Raw genomic sequence first — 25,245 nt, 5'->3', positions numbered from 1 at the left:
TTCATAGTAGTTTAAATAATAAACTTCTTTTAAGATGCTCATTATGAATTTGTTAATTAACAAAAGTTATTGGTGAATATTTCATTAAAAATCACTATTTTTGCACCCGTAAAAATCTTATATGCAAAACATTAGAAATATTGCGATTATCGCACACGTTGACCACGGTAAGACTACTTTGGTTGACAAGATCATCCACGCTACCAACATTTTCAGAGAAAATCAGGAGAGTGGGGAGTTAATTATGGATAACAACGATCTTGAAAGAGAAAGAGGGATCACCATCTTATCCAAGAATATTTCTGTTACTTATAAAGACACGAAAATTAACGTAATTGATACACCGGGTCACGCCGATTTCGGAGGAGAGGTAGAAAGAGTACTAAAGATGGCAGACGGAGTTATTTTGTTGGTGGATGCGTTCGAAGGACCAATGCCACAGACAAGATTCGTACTTCAGAAAGCTTTAGAACTTGGTTTAAGACCTTTGGTGGTAATCAATAAAGTAGATAAGCCAAACTGCCGTCCGGATGAGGTTCACGATCAGGTATTTGATCTTTTCTTCAATTTGGATGCAACTGAAGAGCAGTTGGATTTCCCAACGTTCTACGGTTCTTCTAAACAGGGATGGTTCAACACTTCATTAGAGCAGACTGAAGATATTTTACCTTTACTGGATGGTATTTTACAGTATGTTCCTGCACCGAAAGTTACAGAAGGTAACCTTCAGATGCAGATTACTTCTTTGGATTATTCTTCTTTCTTAGGAAGAATTGCAATCGGAAAAGTAACGAGAGGAGAAATTAAAGAATCTCAGTGGATCGGTCTTGCACAGGCAGACGGAAAAATAGCAAAAGGAAAAGTAAAAGAATTATACGTTTTCGAAGGTTTAGGAAAGAAAAAAGTAACTGAAGTTCAGGCAGGAGATATCTGTGCTGTGGTAGGTTTCGACGCTTTCCAGATCGGAGATTCTTTCGTAGATCTTGAAAATCCTGAACCGTTGGAAAGAACGGCAATTGACGAGCCTACGCTGAACATGACGTTCTCCATCAACAATTCACCTTTCTTCGGGAAAGACGGTAAATATGTAACGTCTAACCACCTGAAAGAAAGATTAACCAAAGAATTAGAGAAAAACTTAGCGTTAAGAGTTCAGCAGACTGATGATGCAAACACGTTCCTTGTTTTCGGTAGAGGTATTCTTCACTTATCAGTTCTTATTGAAACCATGAGAAGAGAAGGGTACGAAATGACGATCGGTCAGCCACAGGTTATCCTTAGAGAAATCGACGGAGTAAGCTGCGAACCTTACGAATCTTTGGTAGTAGACGTTCCTGAAGAATATGCTTCAAGAGTAATCGACTTGGCTACTCAGAGAAAAGGTGACCTTCATATCATGGAAACAAAAGGAGAAATGCAACACATGGAATTCGAGATTCCTTCAAGAGGTCTGATCGGATTGCGTTCTCAGATGTTAACAGCGACTGCGGGAGAAGCGATTATGGCACACCGTTTCACAGAATATAAGCCTTTCAAAGGAGCTATTCCGGGAAGAAACAACGGAGTGTTGATCAGCAAAACGCAGGGTCCGGCTACAGAATATTCCATCAACAAACTACAGGACAGAGGTAAGTTCTTCGTAGATCCGGGAGAGGAAATCTACGCAGGAATGATCATCGGTGAACAGAACAAACCGGGTGACCTTGTGGTAAACATCGTGGAAGCAAAGCAGTTGAACAACATGAGAGCGGCAGGAAAAGATAAAGATACAGGAGTTGCTCCGAAAATCTTATTCTCTCTTGAAGAATGTATGGAATATATTCAGGGTGATGAAGCCATTGAGGTAACTCCGAACTTCATCCGTATGAGAAAGAAATTACTTTCTGAAGAAGACAGAAAAAAAGTGGAAAGAGCGGCTAAAGCTTAATTCAGTTTTTATAATAATAAAGCTCCGATTTTTCGGGGCTTTTTTTGTTTTAAATTAAAATTCAATCTGTCATTCTGAATGGAATTTTGCGAAGCATTATGAAATGAAGAATCTTTTTAGAAATTAATCAAAATAGGAGAGGATTTTACTCGCTTTAAATATTCGGTAAAAATTCTGGCTTTAGTCAGAATTCAATATAAAACTTGTCTACACTTTTTTACCGTAAAAGATGCAAAAGATTGTAACACTTTAATTATTTAAGTTTAATAATTAAATGGGGAAAAAAAGAGCACACAAGTTAAAAAAAAAATCAAAGATTTTTCTCTTTGCAGACTTTTGAAATACCTTAAATAAATCCAATAAAGTCTTTTGTCTTTTGCGGTAAAATTTAGAAGTTTTTTAAAGTAAAAGAATTTTCTCCTTTAGGAGCAGAATCTGTGTAGAAATAAGAATAAATCCGTCAATCAATCCATAGGATTGATATCTATACTGCGATAAATTTTCTAAAGATAGCGTTCCTAAAGAACGCAGAACGCCTTGTGAATATATTTTCTGCACAGATAAAAACTCTATAGAGTTTCTGCCATTTTACTTTAAACGACTTTTTAAAATGAGTTTAAACATCCTATAAGTAAGGAAATTATTTAGAGTTTACCTGAGTGAAATACCTCAGCAAACCTAAAACAGATAGCAGTCAAAAAAACTTTGTTTGCTTCCTGTTAAAACATTAATAATTTAAATCAAAGTCCAAATAATTCATTTTATTATCGTAATTTAAAATCAACAAAATAAATTAATGTAGTTTTGCAGACTATGAGAATGAATACCCTAAAAATAATCGTTTTATCGGGATTTTTTACATCATTTATTGCGTGCTCCACACAGAACAGTGCAGTGAAAGCTTCCACACCCGTAAAAAATTCTACGAAACCTGCCATACCAAAACCTCCTCTTCCTATTACAAGCACAGATCCTTCGGCTATACCTCCGAAAGATGATACTTTCCGAACCAATCTTCCGGAAATTAAAAGAGAATTTCGCGGAGCATGGATTGCGAGTGTTGCCAATATCAACTGGCCTTCAAGAAATAATTTATCCGTCGATCAGCAGAAGGCAGAAGCCATTTCCATGCTGGATATGCTGAAAGATAACAATTTTAACGCGGTGATTTTTCAGGTAAGACCTTCCGCAGATGCTTTGTACACCAGTAATCTGGAACCTTGGTCATATTTCCTGACCGGACAGACCGGAACCGCTCCTTATCCAAATTATGATCCGTTACAGTTTTGGATCGAAGAATCTCATAAAAGAGGATTAGAACTTCATGTCTGGCTGAATCCGTACCGCGCCCATCATTCGAACGGAGGCTCACCCAACAGTTTATCTATGGTGAATAAACTTTCCGATATCGTCATCCGCCTGAAAAACGGAATGTACTGGTTTGATCCTGCTGACCCGAAAACGCAGGGACACGTTTCGAACGTGGTAAAAGATATTGTAAAAAGATATGATATTGATGCCGTACATTTTGATGACTATTTTTACCCTTATGCAACCTATAATAAAGGAGCAGATTTTCCCGACAATAAAACATGGAATGTTTATGTAAGCAATGGAGGAAACTTAACGAGAGCCGACTGGAGAAGAGATAATGTGAATAAATTTGTTGAACGAATCTACAAAGAAATCCACGCAGAAAAGAACTATGTGCGATTCGGGATCAGTCCGTTCGGGATCTGGAAACCCGGTTATCCTGAAGGTGTGGTTGGTTCTTCTCAGTACGATGAGCTTTACGCGGATGCCAAATTATGGTTAAATAAAGGCTGGGTAGATTATTTCTCGCCACAGTTGTACTGGCCGATAGAATCTAAAGGACAGCCTTTTGAAGGATTATTGAACTGGTGGAAATCCGAAAATACCATGAACCGCCATTTGTGGCCCGGTTTGAATACGGTGGAAATTAAAACTTCTGACCGTCCGACTGAGATTAAAAATCAGATCGAAATATCGCGGCAGGTTTTAGGGAAAGATGCAGGGGAAATTCATTGGAGCATTGCCGGTTTAACCAAAAATGCCAACATGCTTCCGACCCTGAAAAACGGACCCTATAAAGAAAAAGCGTTGGTTCCAAAAACATCATGGATAAAAGCTATTCCTTTGCAGACCCCGACTTTGTTCATCAATAACAACGGAAATTCTGCGCAGATAAGCTGGAGCGTAAAAAATATAAAAGAAGTTTTCCAATGGGTGCTTTTTACCCAGTACAACGGAATCTGGGAAACTGAAATCCTTACTCTGGATCAGCTTTCCAGAGAAATTCCTAAAAATAAAGACGGAAAAGTACTGAATGCAGTTGCGATCAAAGCCATTGACCGATTAGGAAACGAAAGCGACTATATTGCCAAGAAAATAAAATAATTTTAGCAAATAAAGATAAAATTCAGCAGTATTAAACAGGCTGCTGTTTTTTTATTTTAACCACAAAGTCACAAAAGATTTTGATGCATCTTTAATAGTTAACAAGCGTAAGAATAAAAGCACACAACAGTTTTTAAAAATCTTTGATTTTTATGCTTTTGAATACTTTAATTATTTTGAAACTGAGCCTTATCATTATCTTTTGTACCTTTTGTGGTTAAATTTTCCTATCATTCTGAATGAAATTTTGCGAAGCAATATGCAATGAAGAATCTCTTAAAAATGACAGTTTTATTGGTTGAAAATGTAAGCACTTTTTTTCACCACAAAGTCACAAAAGATTTTGATACATTTTTAAAAGTTAACAAGCGTAAGAATAAAAGCACACAACAGTTTTTAAAAATCTTTGATTCTTATGCTTTTGAGTACTTTAATTATTTTGAAATTGAGCTTTATCATTATCTTTTGCGCCTTTTGTGGTTAAATTTCCCTGTCATTCAGAATGGAATTTTGCGAAGCATTATGCAATGAAGAATCTCTTAAGATGCAGTTATTTTTAGATTTTTCGACTCCACTTCGTTTCGCTCAAAATGACAGTACTGCAGATTAAGAAAGCTTTTTTTAAACCACAAAGTCACAAAAGATTTTGATACATTTTTAAAAGTTAACAAGCGTAAGAATAAAAGAAAATAACAGTTTTTAAAAATCTTTGATTTTTATGCTTTTGAGGATTTTAATTATTTTGAAACTGAGCTTTATCGTTATCTTTTGTGCCTAAATTTCCCTGTCATTCAGAATGAAATTTTGCGCAGCATTATGCAATGAAGAATCTCTTGAAATGCAGTTCTTTTAGATTTTCCGGTTCCACTTCGTTTCGCTCAAAATGACAGCGTTGCAGATTGAATGGGACATACTTTTTTAACCACATAGGCCACATAAGATTTTAAATCATCGCCGCATTGTCTGCAAGAACACATTAGTTTTTTGAAAAGCAAAGATTTTGATCTTATTTTTAAAGAAGTTAATGTAAAAAGCTTATCTGATTATAAATCTCTGCTTAACAATAGCTTTGTGAGCCTAAGAACAATGGATAATTGAAAAATAGTTCATCAATTTTGGGTTAAAATTCAGCATTATGATGAATAAAAGATCATCAATATAAAATTAAAGATATCCAAATTCGAAATAGTATAAAAGAAATATCATTTAATATAGTAAATTTGCTTCTGCATATAATAACCGGATCTTGGCTAACTGTAATGATATGAATGATTTTTTAATAGGCATTGGAAAGAGACTAAAAGATATCAGGAAAAAAAATAATTTAACCATTAACGAATTAGCTTTCAGAGCCAATGTAAGCAACGGGCTTGTTTCCAGAATAGAAAACGGCAGAACGATTCCTTCGCTTCCCGTGCTGTTGGATTTAATCCAGTCTCTGGAAATTGATGCGAGTTACTTTTTTGAAGGGGTTGAGAAAAAATCAAACGCCAAATTCATTTATCTGCCCAAAGAAAACCAGCAGCTTATTGAAAAAGAAGTGGAAGCCGAAGGGTTTAAATACATGCATATCTTCAGCAAAAGCCTTCATTCTTTAGGTTTTGAAGCGGTTTTACTCACCCTTGAACCCAATGCCAAAAGAGAAAAAGTAATAACTGATGCATGGGAATTCAAGTATATTCTGAAAGGAGAAGTAAAATATCTGATCGATAATGAAGAAGTTATATTAAAAGAAGGAGATTCTCTTTATTTTAACGGAAAATTCCCGCACGTTCCGGTGAGCATCAGTAATGAAAGCTGTATTATGCTGGTTTTGTATTTTTACTCAGGATAAATTTTACGTCTCTTTTTTAATTGTTTATTTACAAATATTCAATTATTATTTTTCATAAAAGTTTACAAATACGCAACTTTCTGTTTTTTATCAAACCTTCTGATTTAACTTTAAATTAATCTTTGGGCGGTTGTTTTTTTTAAAATTTTATTAAACAAATATGCATTGCATATGGTGTTCCGTCTTCTGAAACACTGATTAACACTCATGTTTTTCCATTATGAAAAAAGAATACGGTACTTTCTGCAGGTAAAACTGAGGTAACAATTCTGCTTCATTTATTAAACATTACTTAATATAAAATAATTACATATATTAAAATTATTGACTTGTTTTGCGGTATAAATTTAATATATGTAAACAATGGAGCCGATAATAAAAAAATCTCTATTCTCTCTTTTTGCCTGTTGCAGTATTTTTATCTCTGCCCAGCAACAGATCGTTACAGGAATTGTTTCAGACCATAACCAGCCGCTTCCGGGAGCTGCCGTAAAGGTTGCCGGAACCTCTAAAATCATCATGACCGATTTGGAAGGAAAGTTTTCCGTCAATGATCTGAAACCGGGGCATTATGAACTGCAGATCTCTTATATTGGTTTTGAAAATCAGAATATTACAATAGATCTGAAGTCTCAGCAGACTATGGATCTGGGAATGATCTCCATGCTTCAGAAACAGAAAAACATTGATGAAGTCATCGTTACCGGCTCTCTGAAAAACAGCGAGGCAAGAGCTTTAAATCTTCAGAAAAACGCAATCAATATTTCCAACGTTATTGCTTCCGACGGAATCGGAAAATTACCGGACCGAAATGCCGCGGAAACCGTTCAGCGTGTGCAGGGAGTTTCCATAGAAAGAGATCAGGGAGAAGGAAGATTTGTTTCTCTGAGAGGATTGCCGCCATTCTGGGCATCAACAACCATCAACGGAAACAGGCTTCCGACTGCGGAAGAGGAAACCACTTCCAGAGCAACCGCTTTCGATTTTTTTCCGACAGAACTTATCTCTTATGTTCATGTAAATAAATCTTTCACTCCCGATATGGAAGCCGACGGAATTGGAGGCGGCGTGAATTTCATTACGAAAACACCGCCTATGAAAACCGAGTTCAAAGCAACACTGGGAAGCGGTTACAATGCTAAATCTGATAAAGGAGTCTACAACATCGGACTGCTTTACGGCGGAAGAACAAAGGATAAAAAATTCGGGTATTTATTCAATTTTGCACACTTCATCCGAAACTGGTCTACCGATAATTTTGAAGCGAGAAGAAGCGGGGATGAAGGTGTTTTCAGGTTAGAGCTTCGCGATTACAACGGAGTGAGAAAAACGACAGGAATCAACACGGCTTTTGAATATGTGCTGTCTCCAAAAACCACATTTTATCTCAAAGGAATGTATGGAACGCTGTCTGATGATGAAACGCACTACAAACACAGAATCCGTTTTGATAAATTCAGTTCCGCCAACAACACCGCAAGAGTGGAATTGCAGAACATCCATAACCGTCTGATTACAGAATTAACCTCGGTTTCTTTAGGCGCAGTTCATCAGTTAAACAAAGGGAAGATCGACTGGGATCTATCGTATTATGACAATAAATTCAAATACGGAAACATTCCCGATAAACAGAACAACTCCTATTATGTCATTAAGTACACTCAATCCGGAGTGGGAATCGATCCGGCTTATATTGCCAATCACGGAATAGGTCCGAGAGCTTACTGGAAAGCCGATGGCGGAAAATTGGACTATAAAGATCCGGACGCGTTATTTGGCTTTTACAGCGATCCCAATTTTAAAATGGATGCTTCCAAAATGAAATTTACCGATCTGGAATTTTACAAAGTCTTTGTTGAAGAAAAGGATAAGATTGTCGCTGCTTTTAACCATGAGATCAATGCTTCAGACCGTTTAACCTTAAAATACGGTTTCAAATACAGGGATAAAGAACGGAACGCCAGATTCTCCGATATTTTCTACAACTGGAACAACGGAACGGCACCGCTTTTATCAGATTTTGGACAATATATTACGAGTCAGGCGAATGGAACTCAATATTTAAGCGAAATGAACACCCACATCGGGAATACGTTCGGTCCTGTTCTGTCGACATCGGGAATGGATCAGTTCTGGTTTCAGAATCAGGGAAATTTAAAGATCAATACAGCCGATTCGGAAGCTCTGGAATATAATAAAGCACTCGGAAGAAATTTCGATGTCTTTGAAAAACACGCCGATGCTTACGGAATGGGAACGTATAAAGTGAATGACAAGATCACCATTTTAGGAGGGATCAGATTATCAAATACCAATACGCAAGTAAAAGGATATAATGTAATCAACAATAGCTTGGTTCCTGTTGAAAACACAAAAAAATACCTTGCCGTTTTGCCGATGCTGCATGTTAAATACACTGTAAATGATAAAATAAATCTGCGTTTTGCCGCTACGAGAACATTTTCCAGACCCAATTTCGGAGATTTAACTCCGGGAGGAACATACAGCGAAGCAGACAACGAATTCAAAGGCGGAAACCCGAATCTGAATCCGACCTATTCACTGAATTTTGATCTGATGGGAGAATACTATTTTTCAAACGTAGGAATTCTGAGCGGGGGAGTATTCTATAAATCCATTACAGATCCTATTTTTCAGGATTCTTTCATCGGAAACTACAACGGAATAAACGGCGTACAGTTCACCGCACCAAATAACGGAAAAGCCGCTTCACTAAGCGGAATCGAATTGGGCATCAACAGAAGATTCGATTTTTTACCCGGTTTCCTGCAATATTTCGGAACACAGCTTAACGCCACTTTCATGGATTCTGAAATGGTAAAACCAGGCGGAAGGAAAGTAAAACTTCCTTATCAGGCAAAAGAATTATACAATGTTCAGTTGTTTTTCGAGAAAAAAGGATTCAACGCAAGACTGGCGTACAATTACAAAGGAAAATATGCTGTGGAATATGCGGAAGACGATATCAATGATTCCTACTACGGAAAATACAGCAGTCTGGATTTCGGAGGTTCCTATCAGTTCACCAAACACCTCATGTTATATGCAGACGTAAACAACATTCTGAATAAACCGCTGATCTACCATTTCGGAAAAGACGAAACCCGACCGGAACAGGTTGAATATTACGGAGTAAGATGCAACTTGGGAATAAAATTTAATTTCTAACCGGATCATCATGGTAAAAGCAGTCAATAAAAAAACAGCAGTTACGCTGAAAGCGGCTTTCGCGGCATTTGGAGTGTACTTTTGCATGTATGGTTTCCGGAAACCCTTTACAGTCGCCTCCTTCGAAGAACTTTCTTATTTCGGGATCGATTATAAAGTTTTGATAATCATTGCTCAGGTTATGGGATATTTTATCTCAAAATTTCTTGGAATTAAGTTTATTTCAGAACTAAAGCCGGAAAAAAGGATCTTCTATTTATTCATCTTTATTGCATTTGCAGAAATTGCTTTGCTGGGCTTTGCCGTCATTCCCGCTCCGTACAATATTCTTTGTATGTTCATTAACGGGATTCCGCTCGGGATGATCTGGGGAATCGTTTTTTCTTATATTGAAGGAAGGAAAACAACGGAAATCATCGGATTGTTTTTGTGTTCGAGCTTTGTGGTTTCTTCAGGATTTACAAAATCCGCAGGAAAGTTTTTAATGGATACTTTCCGTATTTCAGAATTCTGGATGCCCTTTTCGGCAGGATTGTTATTCATCATTCCGTTGCTCATATTCGGACTGATGCTGGAAAAACTTCCGCAACCTACGGAAGAAGACATTCTGTTAAAAAACAAAAGAGAGCCGCTTAATAAAGCAGAAAGAAAAAAAATCATTCAGCAGTTTCTGGTTCCGATGGTCTGCATTACATTGTTGTACGTAAGTCTTACGGTTTTAAGGGACTTCAGAGATAATTTCAACCGCGAGATCTGGGATAATCTGCACATCAGATTCAGCAGCTCTGTCTTTACCTTAACGGAAATTCCGATTGCTGTTATGGTGCTTCTGATCTTAGGTTTTATGGTAAAGATCAAAAACAACAGAAAAGCTTTTGCCTGCTATCATTATCTTCTTTTTGGAGGAATTTTAACCGTAGGTTTTTCAACCTTTTTATTTGAAAGCAAAGTTATATCGCCTTTTTTATGGATGGTTCTTTCAGGTTTCGGAATGTACCTCTGTTATATCCCGTTCAACGGAATGTATTTCGACAGAATGATTGCTGCTTTCAATATCAAAGGAAATGTAGGATTTCTGATCTATCTCGTAGATTCTTTCGGGTATCTGGGAAGCGTTCTGATTCTGCTTTACAAAAATTTCGGCTCACCGCAGACTTCATGGCTGAATTTTTATATCCGGCTGAACTACATTATCGTAACCATTGTGCTGGTTTCTTCATTCATTGCATTGGTCGCATTCAGAAGAAAATCAGGAAAAAGTGAAATCAATAACAAACCATACATCAGTTTCGATCCTTCGAAAAGTATATAAATTATAGTAAGAATGACAACAAAATTTGATTTAATCGTTGTAGGAGGAGGCATTTTAGGAACCTTTCATGCCTATCATGCGCTGAAAAAAGGACTTAGAGTAGCTTTAATAGAGAAAAATTCTGTTCCTCAAGGAGCAACGGTAAGAAATTTCGGACAGGTCGTACCTTCCGGAATGGATCTCAAATGGCAGAACTTCGGAAGAGAAAGTTTAGCCATGTATGACGAACTTCAGTTTCAGGCTGATTTAACGGTACGAAAAAACGGTTCGGTCTATATCGCATCCAATGACGAAGAGCTTCAGCTAATTAATGAGCTGCATGAAATCAATAAAAATAATGATTATGAATCTGTTCTTCTTTCAAAAAGCGAATGTATCAGCAAATTTGATGGTCTTCGTTCAGATTACTGTAAGGGCGGATTGTTTTTCCCTCAGGAATTATCGGTAGATTCTGCTGAAATGATTGTAAAACTTCATCGGTTCTTAAAGGAAAAACTGGATCTTAAAATTTTCTATAACACAACTATTGTTGAAACCCATGAAAATGACGGAGAATGTATTGCCATCACTGCAGCCGGAACAGCACTGATGGCTTCAAAAATAATCATTTGCGGCGGACATGAATTTAAAACGTTATATCCCGAAGTTTTTAACGAAAGTGATCTTGAAGTAAGCAAACTGCAGATGCTTCAGACAAAACCACAGGGAATTTATGAGCTTCAGGGAAATATTCTCACAGGACTTTCCATCAGAAGGTATGAATCCTTTGAAGAATGTCCGTCTTTCAAAAAAATCAAAACAATGGAAGACCCGAATTCCTTTGAGAAAAAATACGGAGTCCATATTTTATTCAAACAGGCTTTGGACGGTTCGGTTATTTTAGGAGATTCCCATGAATATGCAGATGCTAAAAATGCAGATGATTTAGGATTTGATCTGAATATGGAAATAGATGAATTTATGATTAATGAAGCAAAGAAAATCATAGATCTTCCGACCTATGAAATCCAGAGAAGATGGTTTGGAGTGTATTCCCAGTGCAAAACAAAAGATATTTTCGAGTACAGTCCGTCTCCCAACATTCATATTGTAACGGGAATCGGAGGAAAGGGAATGACGGGAAGCGGAGGCTTTTCAAAATTTAATATAGATAAAATTTACGCATAAAATTAAATGAAGAACATAAAATTACTGGTTCTGGATATGGCTGGAACCACCATTGATGAAGATAACGTGGTATATAAAACGTTAATGAAAGCCGTGAATGATTACGGATACAACGTTTCTCTGGAAAAAGTCTTATTAAGCTGTGCCGGAATGGAAAAACTGGAAGCAATCAGCAGTCTGTTAAAAGAAATAGGCGGAAATGAAGAAGACGCGGCTGCCATTTTTGAAAGCTTTTCGGATCAGTTAAAAACAGCCTATCAGAATTTAGAGGTAAAACCCATTAACGGCGTTGAAAATTTCCTCATCAAGATGAGAGCTCAGGATAAAAAGATTGTTTTAAATACAGGTTATACTTCCGAAATTGCCCTGCAGCTTTTAGAAAAACTGGGCTGGAAAGAAAATGCCCACTTTGATGCTTTAATTACAGCCGATGACGTTTCGGAAAGCCGGCCAAGTCCGGAAATGATTCTTCTGGCAATGAAAAAATTCAATATTCAGGAACCTGAAAAAGTTTTAAAAGCAGGAGATTCTGTCATTGATATCGAAGAAGGCAAAAATGCAGGCTGCGGAGTTACGGTAGCCGTCCTTTCCGGAGCACAGAGCAAGGCTGAACTTGAAAAATCCAATCCCGACTATATTTTTAACACGATTTCTGAGGCTGAACGATTTTTTTACTAATTCTTTCAAATTACGCTTATCCCAATTCAGCCTCTTTTTTATTTTCTGAACATCAGGAAATCAACTTTGTCAAAGTTTTAAACTTTGACAAAGTTCCCAAAGTTCCGAACATCCCTTTTTTAAATTACTCAATCAACCTAAAGTTTGTAAAATCTTAAAATTCAAAACCCACTTATTATTATGAAAGCAAAACTATTTTCAATGGCAGTCGTAATGAGCTGTTTTCTCGGAGCTCAGACGAAGAAAGTTCTTTTCATCGGGATCGACGGTTGTCGGGCGGATGTTATGATGTCTTCCGGTACGCCGAACATTCATGCACTGGCAGATCAGTCAGTTTATTCTTTAGACGGACTCTGTGCCGCAATTACTTTGAGCGGAAACGGCTGGAGCACCATGCTTACAGGAGTCTGGCATACGAAACACAATGTGCAGGACAATAATTTTACCAGTCCGAACTATGCAAATTACCCTGACTTTTTAACGAGAGCAGAAGCGTATAATCCCAATTTAAGAACCATTTCTCTGGCTCATTGGGCTCCGGTTAACAATACCATTGTTCAGAACGCCGATGTGAAGACTAATTTCACAACGGATCTTGCAGTGAAAAATGCTGCTGTAAATGCACTGCAAAACGATAATCCGGACATTTTATTTATTGATTTTGATGATGTGGATCACGCCGGACATTCTTATGGTTTTTCGTCTTCTGTACCGCAGTATGTTGCTGCCATACAAACCATCGACACGTACATCGGAGAAATTATAAACGCCATGAAAAACAGATCAACGTACAGTAATGAAGACTGGCTGGTTGTTTTAACCACGGATCACGGCGCGGTAGATAACGGTCATGGAGGCGGAAATCTTTCAGAAAGAAATATTTTTACCATCTATTCTAATCCTAATTTTACTCCTCAGCAAATCAGCAGAACCATTTCAGAATCTTCTAAAACGTTCAATCAGCTCAATCTTCCGGCAGGAACGTATGCAAAACCGGCGAATCAGGCTCCATTTAATTTCGGAGCAACTCAGGATTTTACAATTGAATTCTGGATGAAACCGAACGTTGCCTACACCAGTGATCCTGTAATGATCAGTAATAAAAACTGGGCAAACGGAAAGAACAAAGGTTTTGTAATTTCAGGATATTCCGGACAGACTTTTAAAATGAATATCGGCGACGGAACCAACAGGATTGATCTTGTGGGCGGAAAAATGGAACTCAATACATGGAAACACATTGCTGTAAGTTTCGACAGAGACGGACTTGTAACAATGTATGAAGATGGTGTTCCCGTAACTTTTGCAAAAATGAACACCATTGGAAATATTGATTCGGGACTTCCGTTTACGATCAATCAGGACGGGACAAATACCTACAGTCCAACGCTTGCAGCTTCCTACAGAGACATCAGAGTGTGGAAATCTGCGCTTCCGAATGAGGTCATCGTGAATTGGGCAAATCAGGATATTACGGCTTCACATCCTTATTATTCTCAATTGGTTGCCAACTGGAAATGTGATGAGGTTTCGGGAAATACACTGGCAGATTTTGGTCCGAATGCAAACACCGTTACGATTACCGGATCTCCCGCCAGAAATCTGAACACGGTTACTAATTTTAAAATTTATAATTATTTATCGACAACCCGGGAAACAGATCATTTGCCGACTGTATTGAACTGGCTTTGTATTCCTGTTCAGCCATCTTGGGGAATTGATGGGATCAACAGAATTCCGCTATGCGCCAACGGAAGCTTATCTGCCGAAGAAAAAGAGATTACAACGAATGATTTTATGATTTATCCCAATCCTTCGAATCAGGAGGTGAATATAAAATTCAAATCGAAGGAAAAGGAAATGAAGCTGGAAATTATGGATGCAAAAGGATCATTGGTTTTATCAAAAAATGTCAATTTTTATAACGATGATTACCATGAAAAACTAAATATTAATCATTTTCCGGCTGGGATTTATTTCATAAAAATAACAGGAAAAGGAAAGTCGCTTACCAAAACATTGATAAAACAATAGTACAGAGATAATTTTTACTTAAGAAGGCTTCCGGTTTTATACCGGAAGCTTTCTTTTGATCTGAAAAATTTTATCTTCATATTTTAGAATAACTATAAATTATCAGCTTAAAATAATGTAATTCAGGAGCTTGTAAATGTATTTAAATGTTTTGGCTAAAAATAAAAACTTCTCGGAACCATTTTTGTATCCATAGATTCATAATCACAAAAAATATCTATTATGAATACCAAAAGACTTTCCGATTCCATTGAAAAAGCATTAAGCGACCAGATGAACAAAGAAATTCACGCTTCACACACCTTTTTATCATACGGAATCTGGGCAGACGACAAAGGATATCAGGGAATTGCGAATTTCCTGTACAGGCACGCTCAGGAAGAAAGAAATCACTCCATCAAATTCATGGAATATGTATTAAACAGAGGCGGAAAGCCGAAAGTAGATGCAATTCCTGCTCCTCCGACAGATCCGGAATCGCTTACCGATTGTTTTGAAGGGGTTTTTAAACATGAAGTAGATAATACCACTGCCATTTATAAAATTGTAGATATGGCACTTGAAGAAAAGGACTGGGCAACGTGGAACTTTATGCAGTGGTTTGTACAGGAGCAGATTGAAGAGGAAACACTGGCACAGAATTTAATTGATAAATTAAAAATTGCGGGAGGAGACAGAGCATCTGATGAATCTTTATTTACCTTAGATAAAACTTTACAGGAAACTCCGGGAGATGTTCCTTTGGCGCAGGAAGCGACGGGAGATAATCCTTAACAATCTTTTTTGAAATTAAATTATTGAAAAATCTGTCAGAAAATGGCAGATTTTTTTATTATGAAACTCTCTTTAAAATCACTATCTTTGCACGCTGAAAGTTCAGATCGGAATAACCTCCAATTTGAATATTAATCTTAACCATAGAATTTTACAATATGAAACCGAAAGGTTACATAGCATTATAAATAAAATAAAAATTTCGTTATGAAATGTGGAATCGTAGGCTTACCGAATGTAGGTAAATCAACTCTTTTTAACTGTCTGAGCAATGCAAAAGCGCAGTCGGCAAACTATCCTTTCTGTACCATCGAACCGAATTTGGGGACTGTTTCAGTACCGGATCACAGATTGTTTGAGCTGGAAAAATTGGTAAAACCTGAAAGAGTTTTGCCTGCCGTTGTAGAGATCGTAGATATTGCAGGACTTGTAAAAGGAGCAAGTAAAGGAGAAGGTTTAGGAAACCAGTTTCTTGCCAATATTCGTGAGTGTGAAGCAATTATCCACGTTTTAAGATGTTTTGATAACGGAAATATTGTTCACGTAGAAGGTTCGGTAAATCCGTTAAGAGATAAAGAAATCATTGATATCGAACTTCAGCTGAAAGATCTTGAAACGGTAGGAAAAGCAGTTGAGAAAGCTAAAAAGTTCATCAAATCCGGTAAAAAAGAAGATGTTCTGGCTTATGAAACACTTCAGAGTCTTCAAAAATTTTTAGAAGACGGTAAAAATGCAAGAGAATTTGCAACAGACGATCTTACGAAATCAATTATAGGAGATGTTCAACTGTTAACCAATAAGCCGGTTCTTTACGTTTGTAACGTGGATGAAAATTCCATCAAGCATGGTAACGAATGGATTGGTAAAATTGAAGAAATGGCTAAAAATGAAGGCGCAGAAGTAGTTGTTTTAGCCGCTCAGATTGAAGCAGACATTAATGAACTGGAAACTTTTGAAGAAAGAGAAATTTTCCTTGAAGAACTTGGTCTTACTGAACCGGGAGTGAACCGACTGATCAGAAAAGCTTATGATCTATTGAAATTACAGACTTATTTCACAGCAGGAGTAAAAGAAGTTAGAGCTTGGACAATCGGAAAAGGCTGGACGGCTCCGCAGGCTGCAGGTGTAATTCATACCGACTTTGAAAAAGGGTTCATCCGTGCAGAAGTAATCAAGTATGATGATTATGTAAACTACGGTTCTGAGGTAAAAGTAAAAGAAGCCGGAAAACTTTCTGTAGAAGGAAAGGAATACATCGTAAAAGACGGTGATATCATGCACTTCAGATTCAACGTATAAGAATAAAGTATTAAAGTTAGTTATATTGAAAAACGCTCCGGAGCATTGCTTCGAAGCGTTTTTATTTATTTAAATAGTTTATAAATCAATGAGTTGGCATTTTAATTCTACACAGCCAATACCATATTTAAGACATTCTTTGGTAAAAGGATCTGTGCATATTTCTTTTCCGCCAGTAATAGATTTTAACTGTTTTTTATTCAGTTTCTTTCCGTTTTGTAACTTTTGATTTTTCATAATGATGATTTTAAAGGATTAAGGAAGTTCGAAACATTCAGGTTCTGCACAACGTCTGCCATAAGCTTTACAAAGTCCTGTTTCCGGATCAACACATTGTTGTAGTCCACCCTTGATGGATCTTAGCTGCTTATTATTAAGCTTTTTTCCATTTGATAGATTTTGATTTTTCATATAAGACATAATTTTAATTTGGTAATTACTAATTTATAAAATATTTCAATATAAATCACTTTGGTTTGATAAATTTATAAAATTATTGTTGTGGATTTCAGAAAGAATATTCCGTACATTTGAATTTTACAAATTCTTAGGTATGGAAAAAATGCAGCATACTTCTTACACTTCGCTGGATGATTTTTACAGAGAAATGACCGCGAAACTCGGAACGGATCTCGAAACCATTTTTCCGAAAGGGCTTCATAAAGAAATTGGTCATTTCAATGTTTTTGATATCGCCAAAACGATTGAAAAAATCAAAACAACCTCCGAAATGCCTTATAACAGAAGGAAATATTACAAGATAAGCTTAATAAGAGGCAGAAACAGAGCGGAATATGCAGATAAAATTATTCAGATAAAAGGGAATGCACTTTTATTTGCGACTCCTAAAGTTCCTTATCACTGGATTCCCGAAGATCCTTTCCAGTCGGGGAGTTTCTGCGTTTTTACAGAAGATTTTTTTATTAAAGACAAATCACACAATACGCTTGAAGATCTACCGATCTTTCAGCCGGGAAATGTTCCTTTGTTTGAAATTGATGATGCTTTGGCAGACGAAATAGAACTCCTGTTTGATAAGATGAAAAAAGAAATTAATTCCGATTATATTTTTAAGTATGATCTTATCCGAAATTATGTTCTGGAGCTTATTCATTATGGACAAAAGTTGCAGCCGGCTTCAAAATTATCAACGTCAAATGACGCTTCACTGCGTGTTGTTTCTTTATTTATCGAACTGTTGGAAAGGCAGTTTCCCATAGAATCGTCGGATCAGAGACTGCAGCTGAAAACGGCAAAAGATTATGCAGACCGATTGGCGGTTCACGTAAATTATTTAAATAAAAAACTGAAAGAAAGTACAGGGAAAACCACTACGGAAATTATTGCAGAAAGGGTTATTCAGGAAGCAAAAATTCTTCTGAAACAGACCAAGTGGAATGTTTCTGAGATTTCCTACGCTCTCGGATTTGAAGAGATTGCACACTTCTCTAACTTTTTCAAAAAGAAGACATCTCTCGCTCCTTTGGAATTTCGGTCATGATTTGAATTTTGCAAATTTAAGTTTGAATAAAGCAAACGCCTGAACCGTAAATTATCTGAACTTTGTCTCATTAAAATAAATCATTAAATAATGGAAACAAGAACAAAAATTGCCCTAATTACGGGAGGAAGCAGAGGATTAGGAAAAAATTCAGCGATTAAAATTGCCCAGAGAGGTCTTGATGTGATTTTAACTTATAAAAGCAACAGGGAAGAAGCGGATAGGGTAGTAGAAGAAATTCAGTCTTTGGGACAAAAAGCAATTGCTTATCAGTTGGATACAAAAGAGGTGAAAAGTTTTGATGCTTTTGTGAAAACGGTCGGAGATCATCTTGAAGAAAATACGGGAAGCCGAAACATCGATTATCTCATCAACAATGCAGGAACAGCATTATATTGCCCGATTCCGGAGGTTACCGAAGAGCAGTTGGACGATATGGTGGATATTCATTTCAAGGGAGTATTTTTCCTGACTCAGAAGTTTTTGCCTTTTATGAATGAAGGTGGTGGAATCATCAACGTTTCTTCAGGATTGGCAAGGTTTGCATTACCCGGATCTTCCGTATATGGTTCTATGAAAGCTGCCATTGATATGCTTACGAAATATCAGGCAAAAGAACTGGGCGCAAGAAAAATTAAATCCAATGTTGTGGCTCCCGGTGCTATTGAAACGGATTTCGGCGGCGGAAGAACAAGGGATGATAAAAACATCAACACTATGGTTGCCAATAATACCGCTTTAGGAAGAGCAGGTGTTCCCGACGATATCGGCGGAATAGTGGCTTTCCTATGTACTGAAGAGGCAAGATGGATCAACGGACAGAGAATTGAAGCTTCCGGTGGAATGTTTTTATAGTGCTTAAACTTTTTACTGCAAAAGATGCAAAAAATTGTAATACTTTAGTTTTTAAAGTTTACTACTTAAATGGAAAAAAAGAGCACATACGTTTAAAAAATCAAAGATTTTTTCTCTTTGCAGACTTTTGAGATACTCTAAATAAATTCAATAAAGTCTTTTGTATTTTCTGCGGTTAAATTTAAAATTTTGAATATCCGTTAAACAACCTATTACTATGCACTGATATGAAAATCAATTTATAACAGGCACTTCGACAAGCTCAGTGTGACACCTCTAATACTAAACGCTTGATTTTTAGCGATGTCAAGCTGAGCCTGTCGAAGCTTTAGGTTAATAAACGGACAATCAAATTAAAATTAGTTAAATTAGCTTTTTTAAGTCTTCTTATTTGCTAAATCAACGATCAACGAAATTACAGTTTAGACAAATTTTCCAAAGCTTTTTCCAAAGTTTCCTGCTTCTTGGCAAAACACAAACGGATTACGTTTTCATTCAGCTTATTTTTATAAAAAGAAGAGAAAGGTACACTTGCTACCTTATGATTAATCGTGAGTTCATGCGCGAAATCAAGATCTCTTTTGTCTGAAATTTTATCATATTTTAAAGCCTGAAAATATGTTCCTTCGCAATCCAGTAATTCAAAAGAAGTATTGGCTAACCCTTGTCTTAAAAAATCTCTTTTTTCCTGAAAGAACTGATTAAGCTGATTATAATGATCCGGATTTTTCATATATTCCGCCAAAGCAAGTTGCATCGGTGTATTCACGGAGAATACATTAAACTGGTGTATTTTTCTGAATTCATCCGTCAGATATTTCGGAGCCGCACAATAGCCTATTTTCCAGCCGGTCACATGAAACAGTTTTCCGAATGAAGCCACTAAAAGGCTTCTGTTTTTCAGTTCGGGATATTTGCAGATGCTTAAATGCTGTTTTCCGTCAAAAACAATATTTTCATACACTTCATCACTCAAAATCAGGATAGAAGTTCCTTCAACAATTTTAATTATTTCCTGAATGTCATGTTCCTTTAAAATCTTTCCGGAAGGATTGTTCGGGTTATTCAGGATGATCATTTTGGTTTTTTCCGAAACTAAACTTTTTACCACATTCCAGTCGATTTCATAATCGGGAGCTTTCATTTCGAAACGCTTTACGATTCCCCCAAAAAGTTCTACCGTAGGTTCATAACAGTCATAAGCCGGTTCAAAAATAATCACCTCATCTTCTTTCTTTACAAAAGTCGCAATTGCAGTGAAAATAGCCTGAGTTCCGCCTGCAGTAACCGTAATTTCAGAATCGGGATGATACATTGCCTGATGAGAATTTTCTATTTTTCCGGCAATTTCTTCCTTCAAACCAATCATTCCGCCCATCGGAGCATACTGATTAAAGCCTTTTTTAATGAAATGATCCACATAATACAGCAATTCGGAATCCGGCATGAAATCGGGAAACCCCTGCGATAGATTGATGGCTTCATTTTCGTTGGCAAGCTGCGTCATCTGGCTGAAAATGGTAGTTCCCACATTGGAAAGTTTGGATAAAGGAAGTTGTATCATTAAGGTTAAATTTTTGATCTCTCGAATTTAATTTATTTTTTACAATCAAAAGATATGTAAAGGTTTAAATTAATCACAAAAAACAAAAGAGATTTGATTTCAGTTTGTTGAAAGATGAATAAAAGACTGATAATGGTTTAAAGGATTGCTTAAAAAAGAAAAACCACCCGATTTCGGATGGCTTTTTTGAAGATATGAATTGCACTACCTCGTTATGAGCAGTTTCTGTGAAGATTTTACGTTCTCGGATTGTATCTCAACAATATAAGTTCCCTGAATCAGTTTTTCGGTATTGATTTTAATACTTTGTCTTCCGCTTTCTACCGTTTCGGAATTATTAATCAGAATCTTTCCGGAAGTATCCATTATTTTAACGGTTACAGTGCCTCTTTTGGAAAGATTAGTCTGTACATCAACATAGTTTTTTGCGGGATTGGGAACCAGATTGTACTCCGGCTGACTGGCTGTTTCCGATTCAGCTCTTGCTGCTTCGGCAACATCTTTTAAAGGAGATTTCAAATTGCCAGGGTTTTTAGCGTTTCCTCCTTCCGCAGGTTTCGGAATACAAATAGAAATACAGGTTTTGCACTTAGGTTGATCTCCTTCAAACTGTATAACACAAACCGTGTAGCTTCCCGGAGTGTTGTAGATGTGCGAAGTCAGTACATCTCCTGTCGTTCCGTCGCCCCAGTCTACTTTATATAAACTTGGAGAATTGGTGCTTTCAAGAAATATCTGAGCTGTGGTGTAATTTCCTGATGTGCTTGTTGTTGTCTGGATTTTAAAGTTAGAATTACATTCGTTGCATCCTTCGCAAGGCTTTACACAGATGTTATCGAAATACATCACTTCCTGTTGTGTAGATGTAATATCCGGCGTAATGGAAAGAACCTGGGAATTCATGATGATGTTATCAAAAATTGCCGCATTTACAGGACTCATCGTCCATGCTCCGTCCGAATTGCTTGGAAGAACACCGCCGCTGGAAAGCTGAATAGGCGCTTTTATACGAACCCATCCGCTTCCCGGAGTTACCGTTACACTTGCTACAAATGTAGCGCTGTTGGTTCCGTCAGAAAGTGTGATGTATGGATGATAAGGCAATCCGTAACCACTGTCATTGTCCAGATAAAAATCAAAATAAAGACACTGCCCCAAAAAATAGTTTCCCAGCTTTTGGTAATCTTTCCAGTTCTGGTACCACGATCCTCCCGACTTGTCTTTTATAATAAGAAACTGCGATCCGTCCAGAGGATTCGGAGAACCTACACCTACACTTACATTTCCGTTGGGTGCAGCAGCGGGAGCCCAGTTTCCGTAAGGATTTACAGGATCATTAAAATCTGAACAGGGAGGATTTTGTGCCAAAAGCATTATGTTTCCTAAAAGAAAGCAGAAGATTAAAAAATACATTCTTACCATGATGCTAAGTTGATTTTATACATCAAAAACCAACAAAAACTTTAAGAATTAATACTCATTGAATACATTTTGGTTTTCACCTTTTAGCTATTAAATTTTCTACATGTAGTTAAGACCTTAAAAGTATCACATATAATAATCTCACACTAAAGTGACTAAGTAAATGCGGATGGATTTTGAGTAAGTGTAGTTTTTTTGCACGTAAATGTGTTTTTCTTTTCAAAAAATGGCAATGGTTTATTTTAAAATGTCTGAATGATATTGTTATAGTATTGAAAAACTGAATGTTTCCTGTAATCTAACATCACAGGTAAGATGAAAAAAATATTATTTCTTACGTTAAGCCATTTTATGGAGGAATTCGTTTTTCCTGCGAATGGAAACATCGAGGACGGAATTGTCTGCCATTACGACCTGTCCGCCTTTTCCTTTGATATATTCTTTAAGATGCTCGAGGTTAATGAGGTGTTTGTGATGAATTCTGAAAAAATTATATTCGGAAAGATTTTTCTCAAAATCACACAATGTTTTGGAAACTAGTACTTTGCTTTTATCCGAAAGATAAATAGAAGTGTAATTGGAATCTGCTTCGCAACGGATGATTTCGTCAATATTTACCCGCTTAAATCCTTGCAGGGTAGGAAGATTGATTTTGTTTTGGAAACCTGAAAGTGAAGAGATTCTGTTTTTTCTGAATTTTTCGAGAGCTTTATTAACGGTGAGAACGAAATCCAGATTTTTTAAAGGTTTGAAAATATAATGGATAAATCCTCTTTTTATTGCCTGAATAGCGGATTTTTCAGATTCTGTGATGAGAATAATCGGGAAATCATTTTCTTTAAACTGCACTAATGCTTCAATATCGTTTTCTTTAAAATTCTGAATATCAACGAATAAAATATCCGTGGAATGTTTTGTGAAATAATCCGAAGCGAAGAGAATACAGCTCGTCTGAAGATCAGTTTCGAATTCAGGAAATTCCTTTTTCAGGAGTTGGGAAACGTATTTGCCTTCATCTAAGTCGTCAATAATACAGGCGTTCAATTTATTTTTCATGTGAGTTTGGTTTTTGGTTTCAGTTTTACTAGGTAATTATAGAGAGACAATCATAAGATAATATTTTATTGATGTTATTAAGATTATTAATTTGAAACATAATCAGCTTTAATTTTAACGAAAAAAATAAAATAAAGCTGGTTTTTCACTTGATATTGAATAATGTAAATATAGAATTTCATTATTAATAATGCAATACCTATGAGAATATTTACAAAAAAATGAACCAAAATATTCGGATAATTTTCTTCAATTTCGTACTTTTGTATGTTTGCTGAAATTACATATGTCACAAGAAATAAATCCGATCTATTCCGAAGATAATATCAGAACCCTCGATTGGCAGGAGCATATCCGCCTGCGTCCCGGAATGTATATCGGGAAACTGGGAGACGGTTCTTCCGCCGATGATGGTATCTACATTTTACTGAAAGAAATTCTGGACAACTCCATCGATGAGTTCAGAATGAAAGCAGGTAAAAGAATTGAAATAAAATTAGACGACGGTAAAGTTACGATCCGTGATTTTGGACGCGGAATTCCGTTGGGAAAAGTAGTGGATGCAGTTTCCAAGATGAATACAGGAGGGAAGTACGACAGTAAAGCCTTCAAAAAATCCGTAGGTCTTAACGGAGTCGGTACAAAAGCTGTAAATGCACTTTCCGATTATTTCAGGGTTCGTTCTTTCCGGGACGGCAGAATGAAAGCCGCAGAATTTTCCAGAGGTATTATTACAGAAAATTTTGAAGAAAAAGATTCTTCAGACAGAAACGGAACGGAAATCTCCTTCATTCCGGATGCCAATATTTTCCTTCACTTCAAATTCAGAAAAGAGTATATCGAAAGAATGCTCCGCAATTATGCCTATCTGAATCCCGGGTTGAAAATTCTTTTCAACGGAGAAACATTCTTCTCAGAAAACGGTCTGAAAGATTTGCTGGACGAAGAGCTGGAAAACGAAACGCTTTACCCCATTGTTCACCTGAAGGACAATGATATTGAAGTTGCCATTACGCACACTGATAAATCTCAGACCGAAACGTATTTTTCATTCGTTAATGGACAGAATACAACACAGGGAGGAACCCATTTAAATGCCTTCAGAGAAGCTTACGTAAAAACAATCCGTGAGTTTTTTAATAAAAATTTTGATGCTTCCGACGTTAGAAAATCCATTGTAGCCGCAGTTTCCATTAATGTGGAAGAGCCTGTTTTCGAGTCTCAGACCAAAACAAAATTAGGATCGAATGACATCGGACCGAACGGACCCACCGTAAGGACTTTTGTTATTGATTTCCTGAAAAGTAAATTAGATAATTTTTTACATAAAAACCCTGAAGTTGCTGAAGCGATCCAACGAAAGATTTTAATCTCGGAAAGAGAAAGAAAAGAACTCTCCGGAATTCAGAAATTAGCGAGAGAAAGAGCCAAAAAAGTTTCTCTTCACAATAAAAAACTTCGCGACTGCAGACAGCACTACAACGATCAGAAAAACGAAAGAAAAGGAGAAACCCAAATCTTTATCACCGAGGGAGATTCAGCATCCGGATCCATCACAAAATCCAGAGATGTGGAAACACAGGCAGTATTTTCTCTGAAAGGAAAACCCTTAAACTGTTATGGTTTAACCAAGAAAGTAGTGTATGAAAACGAAGAGTTCAACCTTCTTCAGGCAGCTTTGAACATTGAAGAAAGTCTTGAAGATCTTCGATACAATCAGGTAATTATTGCCACCGATGCCGATGTCGACGGGATGCATATTCGTCTGCTGATGATTACGTTTTTCCTTCAGTTCTTCCCGGATCTGATTAAGAACGGACACCTTTATATTCTTCAGACCCCTTTATTCAGAGTAAGAAATAAAAAAGAGACACGATATTGCTATACAGAACAGGAAAGAGTAAAAGCGTTAAATGAATTGGGGAAAAATCCGGAGATTACCCGATTTAAAGGATTGGGAGAAATTTCTCCTGACGAATTCAAACACTTTATCGGCAAAGACATCCGTCTGGAACCTGTTGTGGTAGGAAAAGACCAAACCATTGATCAGCTTTTGGAATTCTACATGGGAAAAAATACACCGGACAGACAAACTTTTATCCTTGAAAATCTGGTAGTTGAAGACCCTGATATTAATAAAAAAGAAATATTGAGTGAAGTCATAGATGAAAGCTAATTAAAATCTTTATTTTAAAAAAACACAAATAATCCACTA

General features: G+C 36.7%; 19 protein-coding genes. 14 read left to right on the top strand and 5 right to left on the bottom strand.

The genetic code is table 11. The features are described from left to right. The first annotated feature begins 121 nt into the window (after window positions 1-121). The 11 genes from typA to ychF all read left to right on the top strand — a co-directional run bounded on the left by typA (window position 122) and on the right by ychF (window position 16,632). Complete coding sequence (gene typA, locus H6W53_RS02775) at window positions 122-1,927, top strand: translational GTPase TypA (RefSeq protein ID WP_087710637.1); 1,806 nt, start codon at window positions 122-124, stop codon at window positions 1,925-1,927. An 813-nt stretch (window positions 1,928-2,740) separates the two neighbouring features. Then, complete coding sequence (locus H6W53_RS02770) at window positions 2,741-4,345, top strand: family 10 glycosylhydrolase (protein ID WP_185204770.1); 1,605 nt, start codon at window positions 2,741-2,743, stop codon at window positions 4,343-4,345. A 282-nt stretch (window positions 4,346-4,627) separates the two neighbouring features. Further along, a complete protein-coding gene (locus H6W53_RS02765) occupies window positions 4,628-4,876 on the top strand; it encodes a hypothetical protein (protein WP_185204769.1) in 249 nt (82 codons plus the stop codon). A 733-nt stretch (window positions 4,877-5,609) separates the two neighbouring features. After that, complete coding sequence (locus H6W53_RS02760; RefSeq protein ID WP_084196320.1) at window positions 5,610-6,179, top strand: helix-turn-helix domain-containing protein; 570 nt, start codon at window positions 5,610-5,612, stop codon at window positions 6,177-6,179. 363 nt (window positions 6,180-6,542) lie between these two features. After that, window positions 6,543-9,368, top strand: coding sequence for a TonB-dependent receptor (locus H6W53_RS02755; protein WP_185204768.1), 2,826 nt, complete (start codon window positions 6,543-6,545; stop codon window positions 9,366-9,368). 10 nt (window positions 9,369-9,378) lie between these two features. After that, window positions 9,379-10,680 carry a DUF5690 family protein gene (locus H6W53_RS02750; RefSeq protein ID WP_087711606.1) on the top strand — a complete coding sequence of 434 codons (1,302 nt, stop codon included), beginning with the start codon at window positions 9,379-9,381 and terminating at the stop codon, window positions 10,678-10,680. Between the two features lie 12 nt (window positions 10,681-10,692). Next, on the top strand, window positions 10,693-11,847 hold the full coding sequence (locus H6W53_RS02745) for a TIGR03364 family FAD-dependent oxidoreductase (RefSeq protein WP_087711604.1): 1,155 nt from the start codon (window positions 10,693-10,695) through the stop codon (window positions 11,845-11,847). A gap of 6 nt (window positions 11,848-11,853) precedes the next feature. Then, a complete protein-coding gene (locus H6W53_RS02740) occupies window positions 11,854-12,525 on the top strand; it encodes an HAD-IA family hydrolase (RefSeq protein WP_087711603.1) in 672 nt (223 codons plus the stop codon). 180 nt (window positions 12,526-12,705) lie between these two features. Beyond that, window positions 12,706-14,559 (top strand): alkaline phosphatase family protein, encoded by a 1,854-nt coding sequence (locus tag H6W53_RS02735; RefSeq protein WP_185204767.1) that lies wholly within the window; start codon window positions 12,706-12,708, stop codon window positions 14,557-14,559. Between the two features lie 222 nt (window positions 14,560-14,781). Then, window positions 14,782-15,333 carry a ferritin gene (locus tag H6W53_RS02730; RefSeq protein WP_087711599.1) on the top strand — a complete coding sequence of 184 codons (552 nt, stop codon included), beginning with the start codon at window positions 14,782-14,784 and terminating at the stop codon, window positions 15,331-15,333. A gap of 207 nt (window positions 15,334-15,540) precedes the next feature. Continuing rightward, complete coding sequence (ychF, locus tag H6W53_RS02725) at window positions 15,541-16,632, top strand: redox-regulated ATPase YchF (protein WP_185204766.1); 1,092 nt, start codon at window positions 15,541-15,543, stop codon at window positions 16,630-16,632. 78 nt (window positions 16,633-16,710) lie between these two features. On the opposite strand, the gene H6W53_RS02720 is transcribed toward ychF, so the two are convergent. Beyond that, window positions 16,711-16,869, bottom strand: coding sequence for a bacteriocin (locus H6W53_RS02720; RefSeq protein ID WP_123956693.1), 159 nt, complete (start codon window positions 16,867-16,869; stop codon window positions 16,711-16,713). 18 nt (window positions 16,870-16,887) lie between these two features. Further along, the gene (locus H6W53_RS02715) at window positions 16,888-17,043 is read right to left on the bottom strand and encodes a hypothetical protein (RefSeq protein ID WP_123956691.1); all 156 of its coding nucleotides are present in this window, start codon (window positions 17,041-17,043) and stop codon (window positions 16,888-16,890) included. 151 nt (window positions 17,044-17,194) lie between these two features. Here H6W53_RS02715 and H6W53_RS02710 point away from each other — a divergent pair, with 151 nt between their 5' ends. After that, complete coding sequence (locus H6W53_RS02710; protein ID WP_407933583.1) at window positions 17,195-18,133, top strand: helix-turn-helix domain-containing protein; 939 nt, start codon at window positions 17,195-17,197, stop codon at window positions 18,131-18,133. A 90-nt stretch (window positions 18,134-18,223) separates the two neighbouring features. Continuing rightward, complete coding sequence (locus tag H6W53_RS02705; protein WP_185204764.1) at window positions 18,224-18,988, top strand: SDR family NAD(P)-dependent oxidoreductase; 765 nt, start codon at window positions 18,224-18,226, stop codon at window positions 18,986-18,988. Window positions 18,989-19,403: 415 nt separating this feature from the next. Here the strand turns inward: H6W53_RS02705 and H6W53_RS02700 are convergent, their stop codons facing one another. From H6W53_RS02700 to H6W53_RS02690, 3 genes are all read right to left on the bottom strand, one after another. Next, window positions 19,404-20,552 carry a methionine aminotransferase gene (locus tag H6W53_RS02700; RefSeq protein ID WP_185204763.1) on the bottom strand — a complete coding sequence of 383 codons (1,149 nt, stop codon included), beginning with the start codon at window positions 20,550-20,552 and terminating at the stop codon, window positions 19,404-19,406. Between the two features lie 204 nt (window positions 20,553-20,756). Further along, complete coding sequence (locus H6W53_RS02695) at window positions 20,757-21,965, bottom strand: T9SS type A sorting domain-containing protein (protein WP_185204762.1); 1,209 nt, start codon at window positions 21,963-21,965, stop codon at window positions 20,757-20,759. A gap of 348 nt (window positions 21,966-22,313) precedes the next feature. Continuing rightward, on the bottom strand, window positions 22,314-23,030 hold the full coding sequence (locus H6W53_RS02690) for a LytR/AlgR family response regulator transcription factor (RefSeq protein WP_185204761.1): 717 nt from the start codon (window positions 23,028-23,030) through the stop codon (window positions 22,314-22,316). Between the two features lie 286 nt (window positions 23,031-23,316). On the opposite strand from H6W53_RS02690, the gene H6W53_RS02685 reads away from it, so the two are divergent. Then, on the top strand, window positions 23,317-25,206 hold the full coding sequence (locus H6W53_RS02685) for a DNA topoisomerase IV subunit B (protein WP_185204760.1): 1,890 nt from the start codon (window positions 23,317-23,319) through the stop codon (window positions 25,204-25,206). Window positions 25,207-25,245: the final 39 nt, after the last annotated feature.

Source organism: Chryseobacterium sp. C3, from assembly GCF_014218905.1.
In the GTDB taxonomy this organism is placed as follows: Bacteria; Bacteroidota; Bacteroidia; order Flavobacteriales; family Weeksellaceae; genus Chryseobacterium; species Chryseobacterium mucoviscidosis.
This window is presented reverse-complemented; position numbering and strand designations above follow the sequence as displayed.

Coding starts and splice junctions, on each gene's coding strand:
- typA (WP_087710637.1), top strand. CDS start 122: ATGCAAAACATTAGAAATATTGCGATTATCGCACACGTTGACCACGGT.
- H6W53_RS02770 (WP_185204770.1), top strand. CDS start 2,741: ATGAGAATGAATACCCTAAAAATAATCGTTTTATCGGGATTTTTTACA.
- H6W53_RS02765 (WP_185204769.1), top strand. CDS start 4,628: ATGACAGTTTTATTGGTTGAAAATGTAAGCACTTTTTTTCACCACAAA.
- H6W53_RS02760 (WP_084196320.1), top strand. CDS start 5,610: ATGAATGATTTTTTAATAGGCATTGGAAAGAGACTAAAAGATATCAGG.
- H6W53_RS02755 (WP_185204768.1), top strand. CDS start 6,543: ATGGAGCCGATAATAAAAAAATCTCTATTCTCTCTTTTTGCCTGTTGC.
- H6W53_RS02750 (WP_087711606.1), top strand. CDS start 9,379: ATGGTAAAAGCAGTCAATAAAAAAACAGCAGTTACGCTGAAAGCGGCT.
- H6W53_RS02745 (WP_087711604.1), top strand. CDS start 10,693: ATGACAACAAAATTTGATTTAATCGTTGTAGGAGGAGGCATTTTAGGA.
- H6W53_RS02740 (WP_087711603.1), top strand. CDS start 11,854: ATGAAGAACATAAAATTACTGGTTCTGGATATGGCTGGAACCACCATT.
- H6W53_RS02735 (WP_185204767.1), top strand. CDS start 12,706: ATGAAAGCAAAACTATTTTCAATGGCAGTCGTAATGAGCTGTTTTCTC.
- H6W53_RS02730 (WP_087711599.1), top strand. CDS start 14,782: ATGAATACCAAAAGACTTTCCGATTCCATTGAAAAAGCATTAAGCGAC.
- ychF (WP_185204766.1), top strand. CDS start 15,541: ATGAAATGTGGAATCGTAGGCTTACCGAATGTAGGTAAATCAACTCTT.
- H6W53_RS02720 (WP_123956693.1), bottom strand. CDS start 16,869: ATGAAAAATCAAAAGTTACAAAACGGAAAGAAACTGAATAAAAAACAG.
- H6W53_RS02715 (WP_123956691.1), bottom strand. CDS start 17,043: ATGAAAAATCAAAATCTATCAAATGGAAAAAAGCTTAATAATAAGCAG.
- H6W53_RS02710 (WP_407933583.1), top strand. CDS start 17,195: ATGCAGCATACTTCTTACACTTCGCTGGATGATTTTTACAGAGAAATG.
- H6W53_RS02705 (WP_185204764.1), top strand. CDS start 18,224: ATGGAAACAAGAACAAAAATTGCCCTAATTACGGGAGGAAGCAGAGGA.
- H6W53_RS02700 (WP_185204763.1), bottom strand. CDS start 20,552: ATGATACAACTTCCTTTATCCAAACTTTCCAATGTGGGAACTACCATT.
- H6W53_RS02695 (WP_185204762.1), bottom strand. CDS start 21,965: ATGTATTTTTTAATCTTCTGCTTTCTTTTAGGAAACATAATGCTTTTG.
- H6W53_RS02690 (WP_185204761.1), bottom strand. CDS start 23,030: ATGAAAAATAAATTGAACGCCTGTATTATTGACGACTTAGATGAAGGC.
- H6W53_RS02685 (WP_185204760.1), top strand. CDS start 23,317: ATGTCACAAGAAATAAATCCGATCTATTCCGAAGATAATATCAGAACC.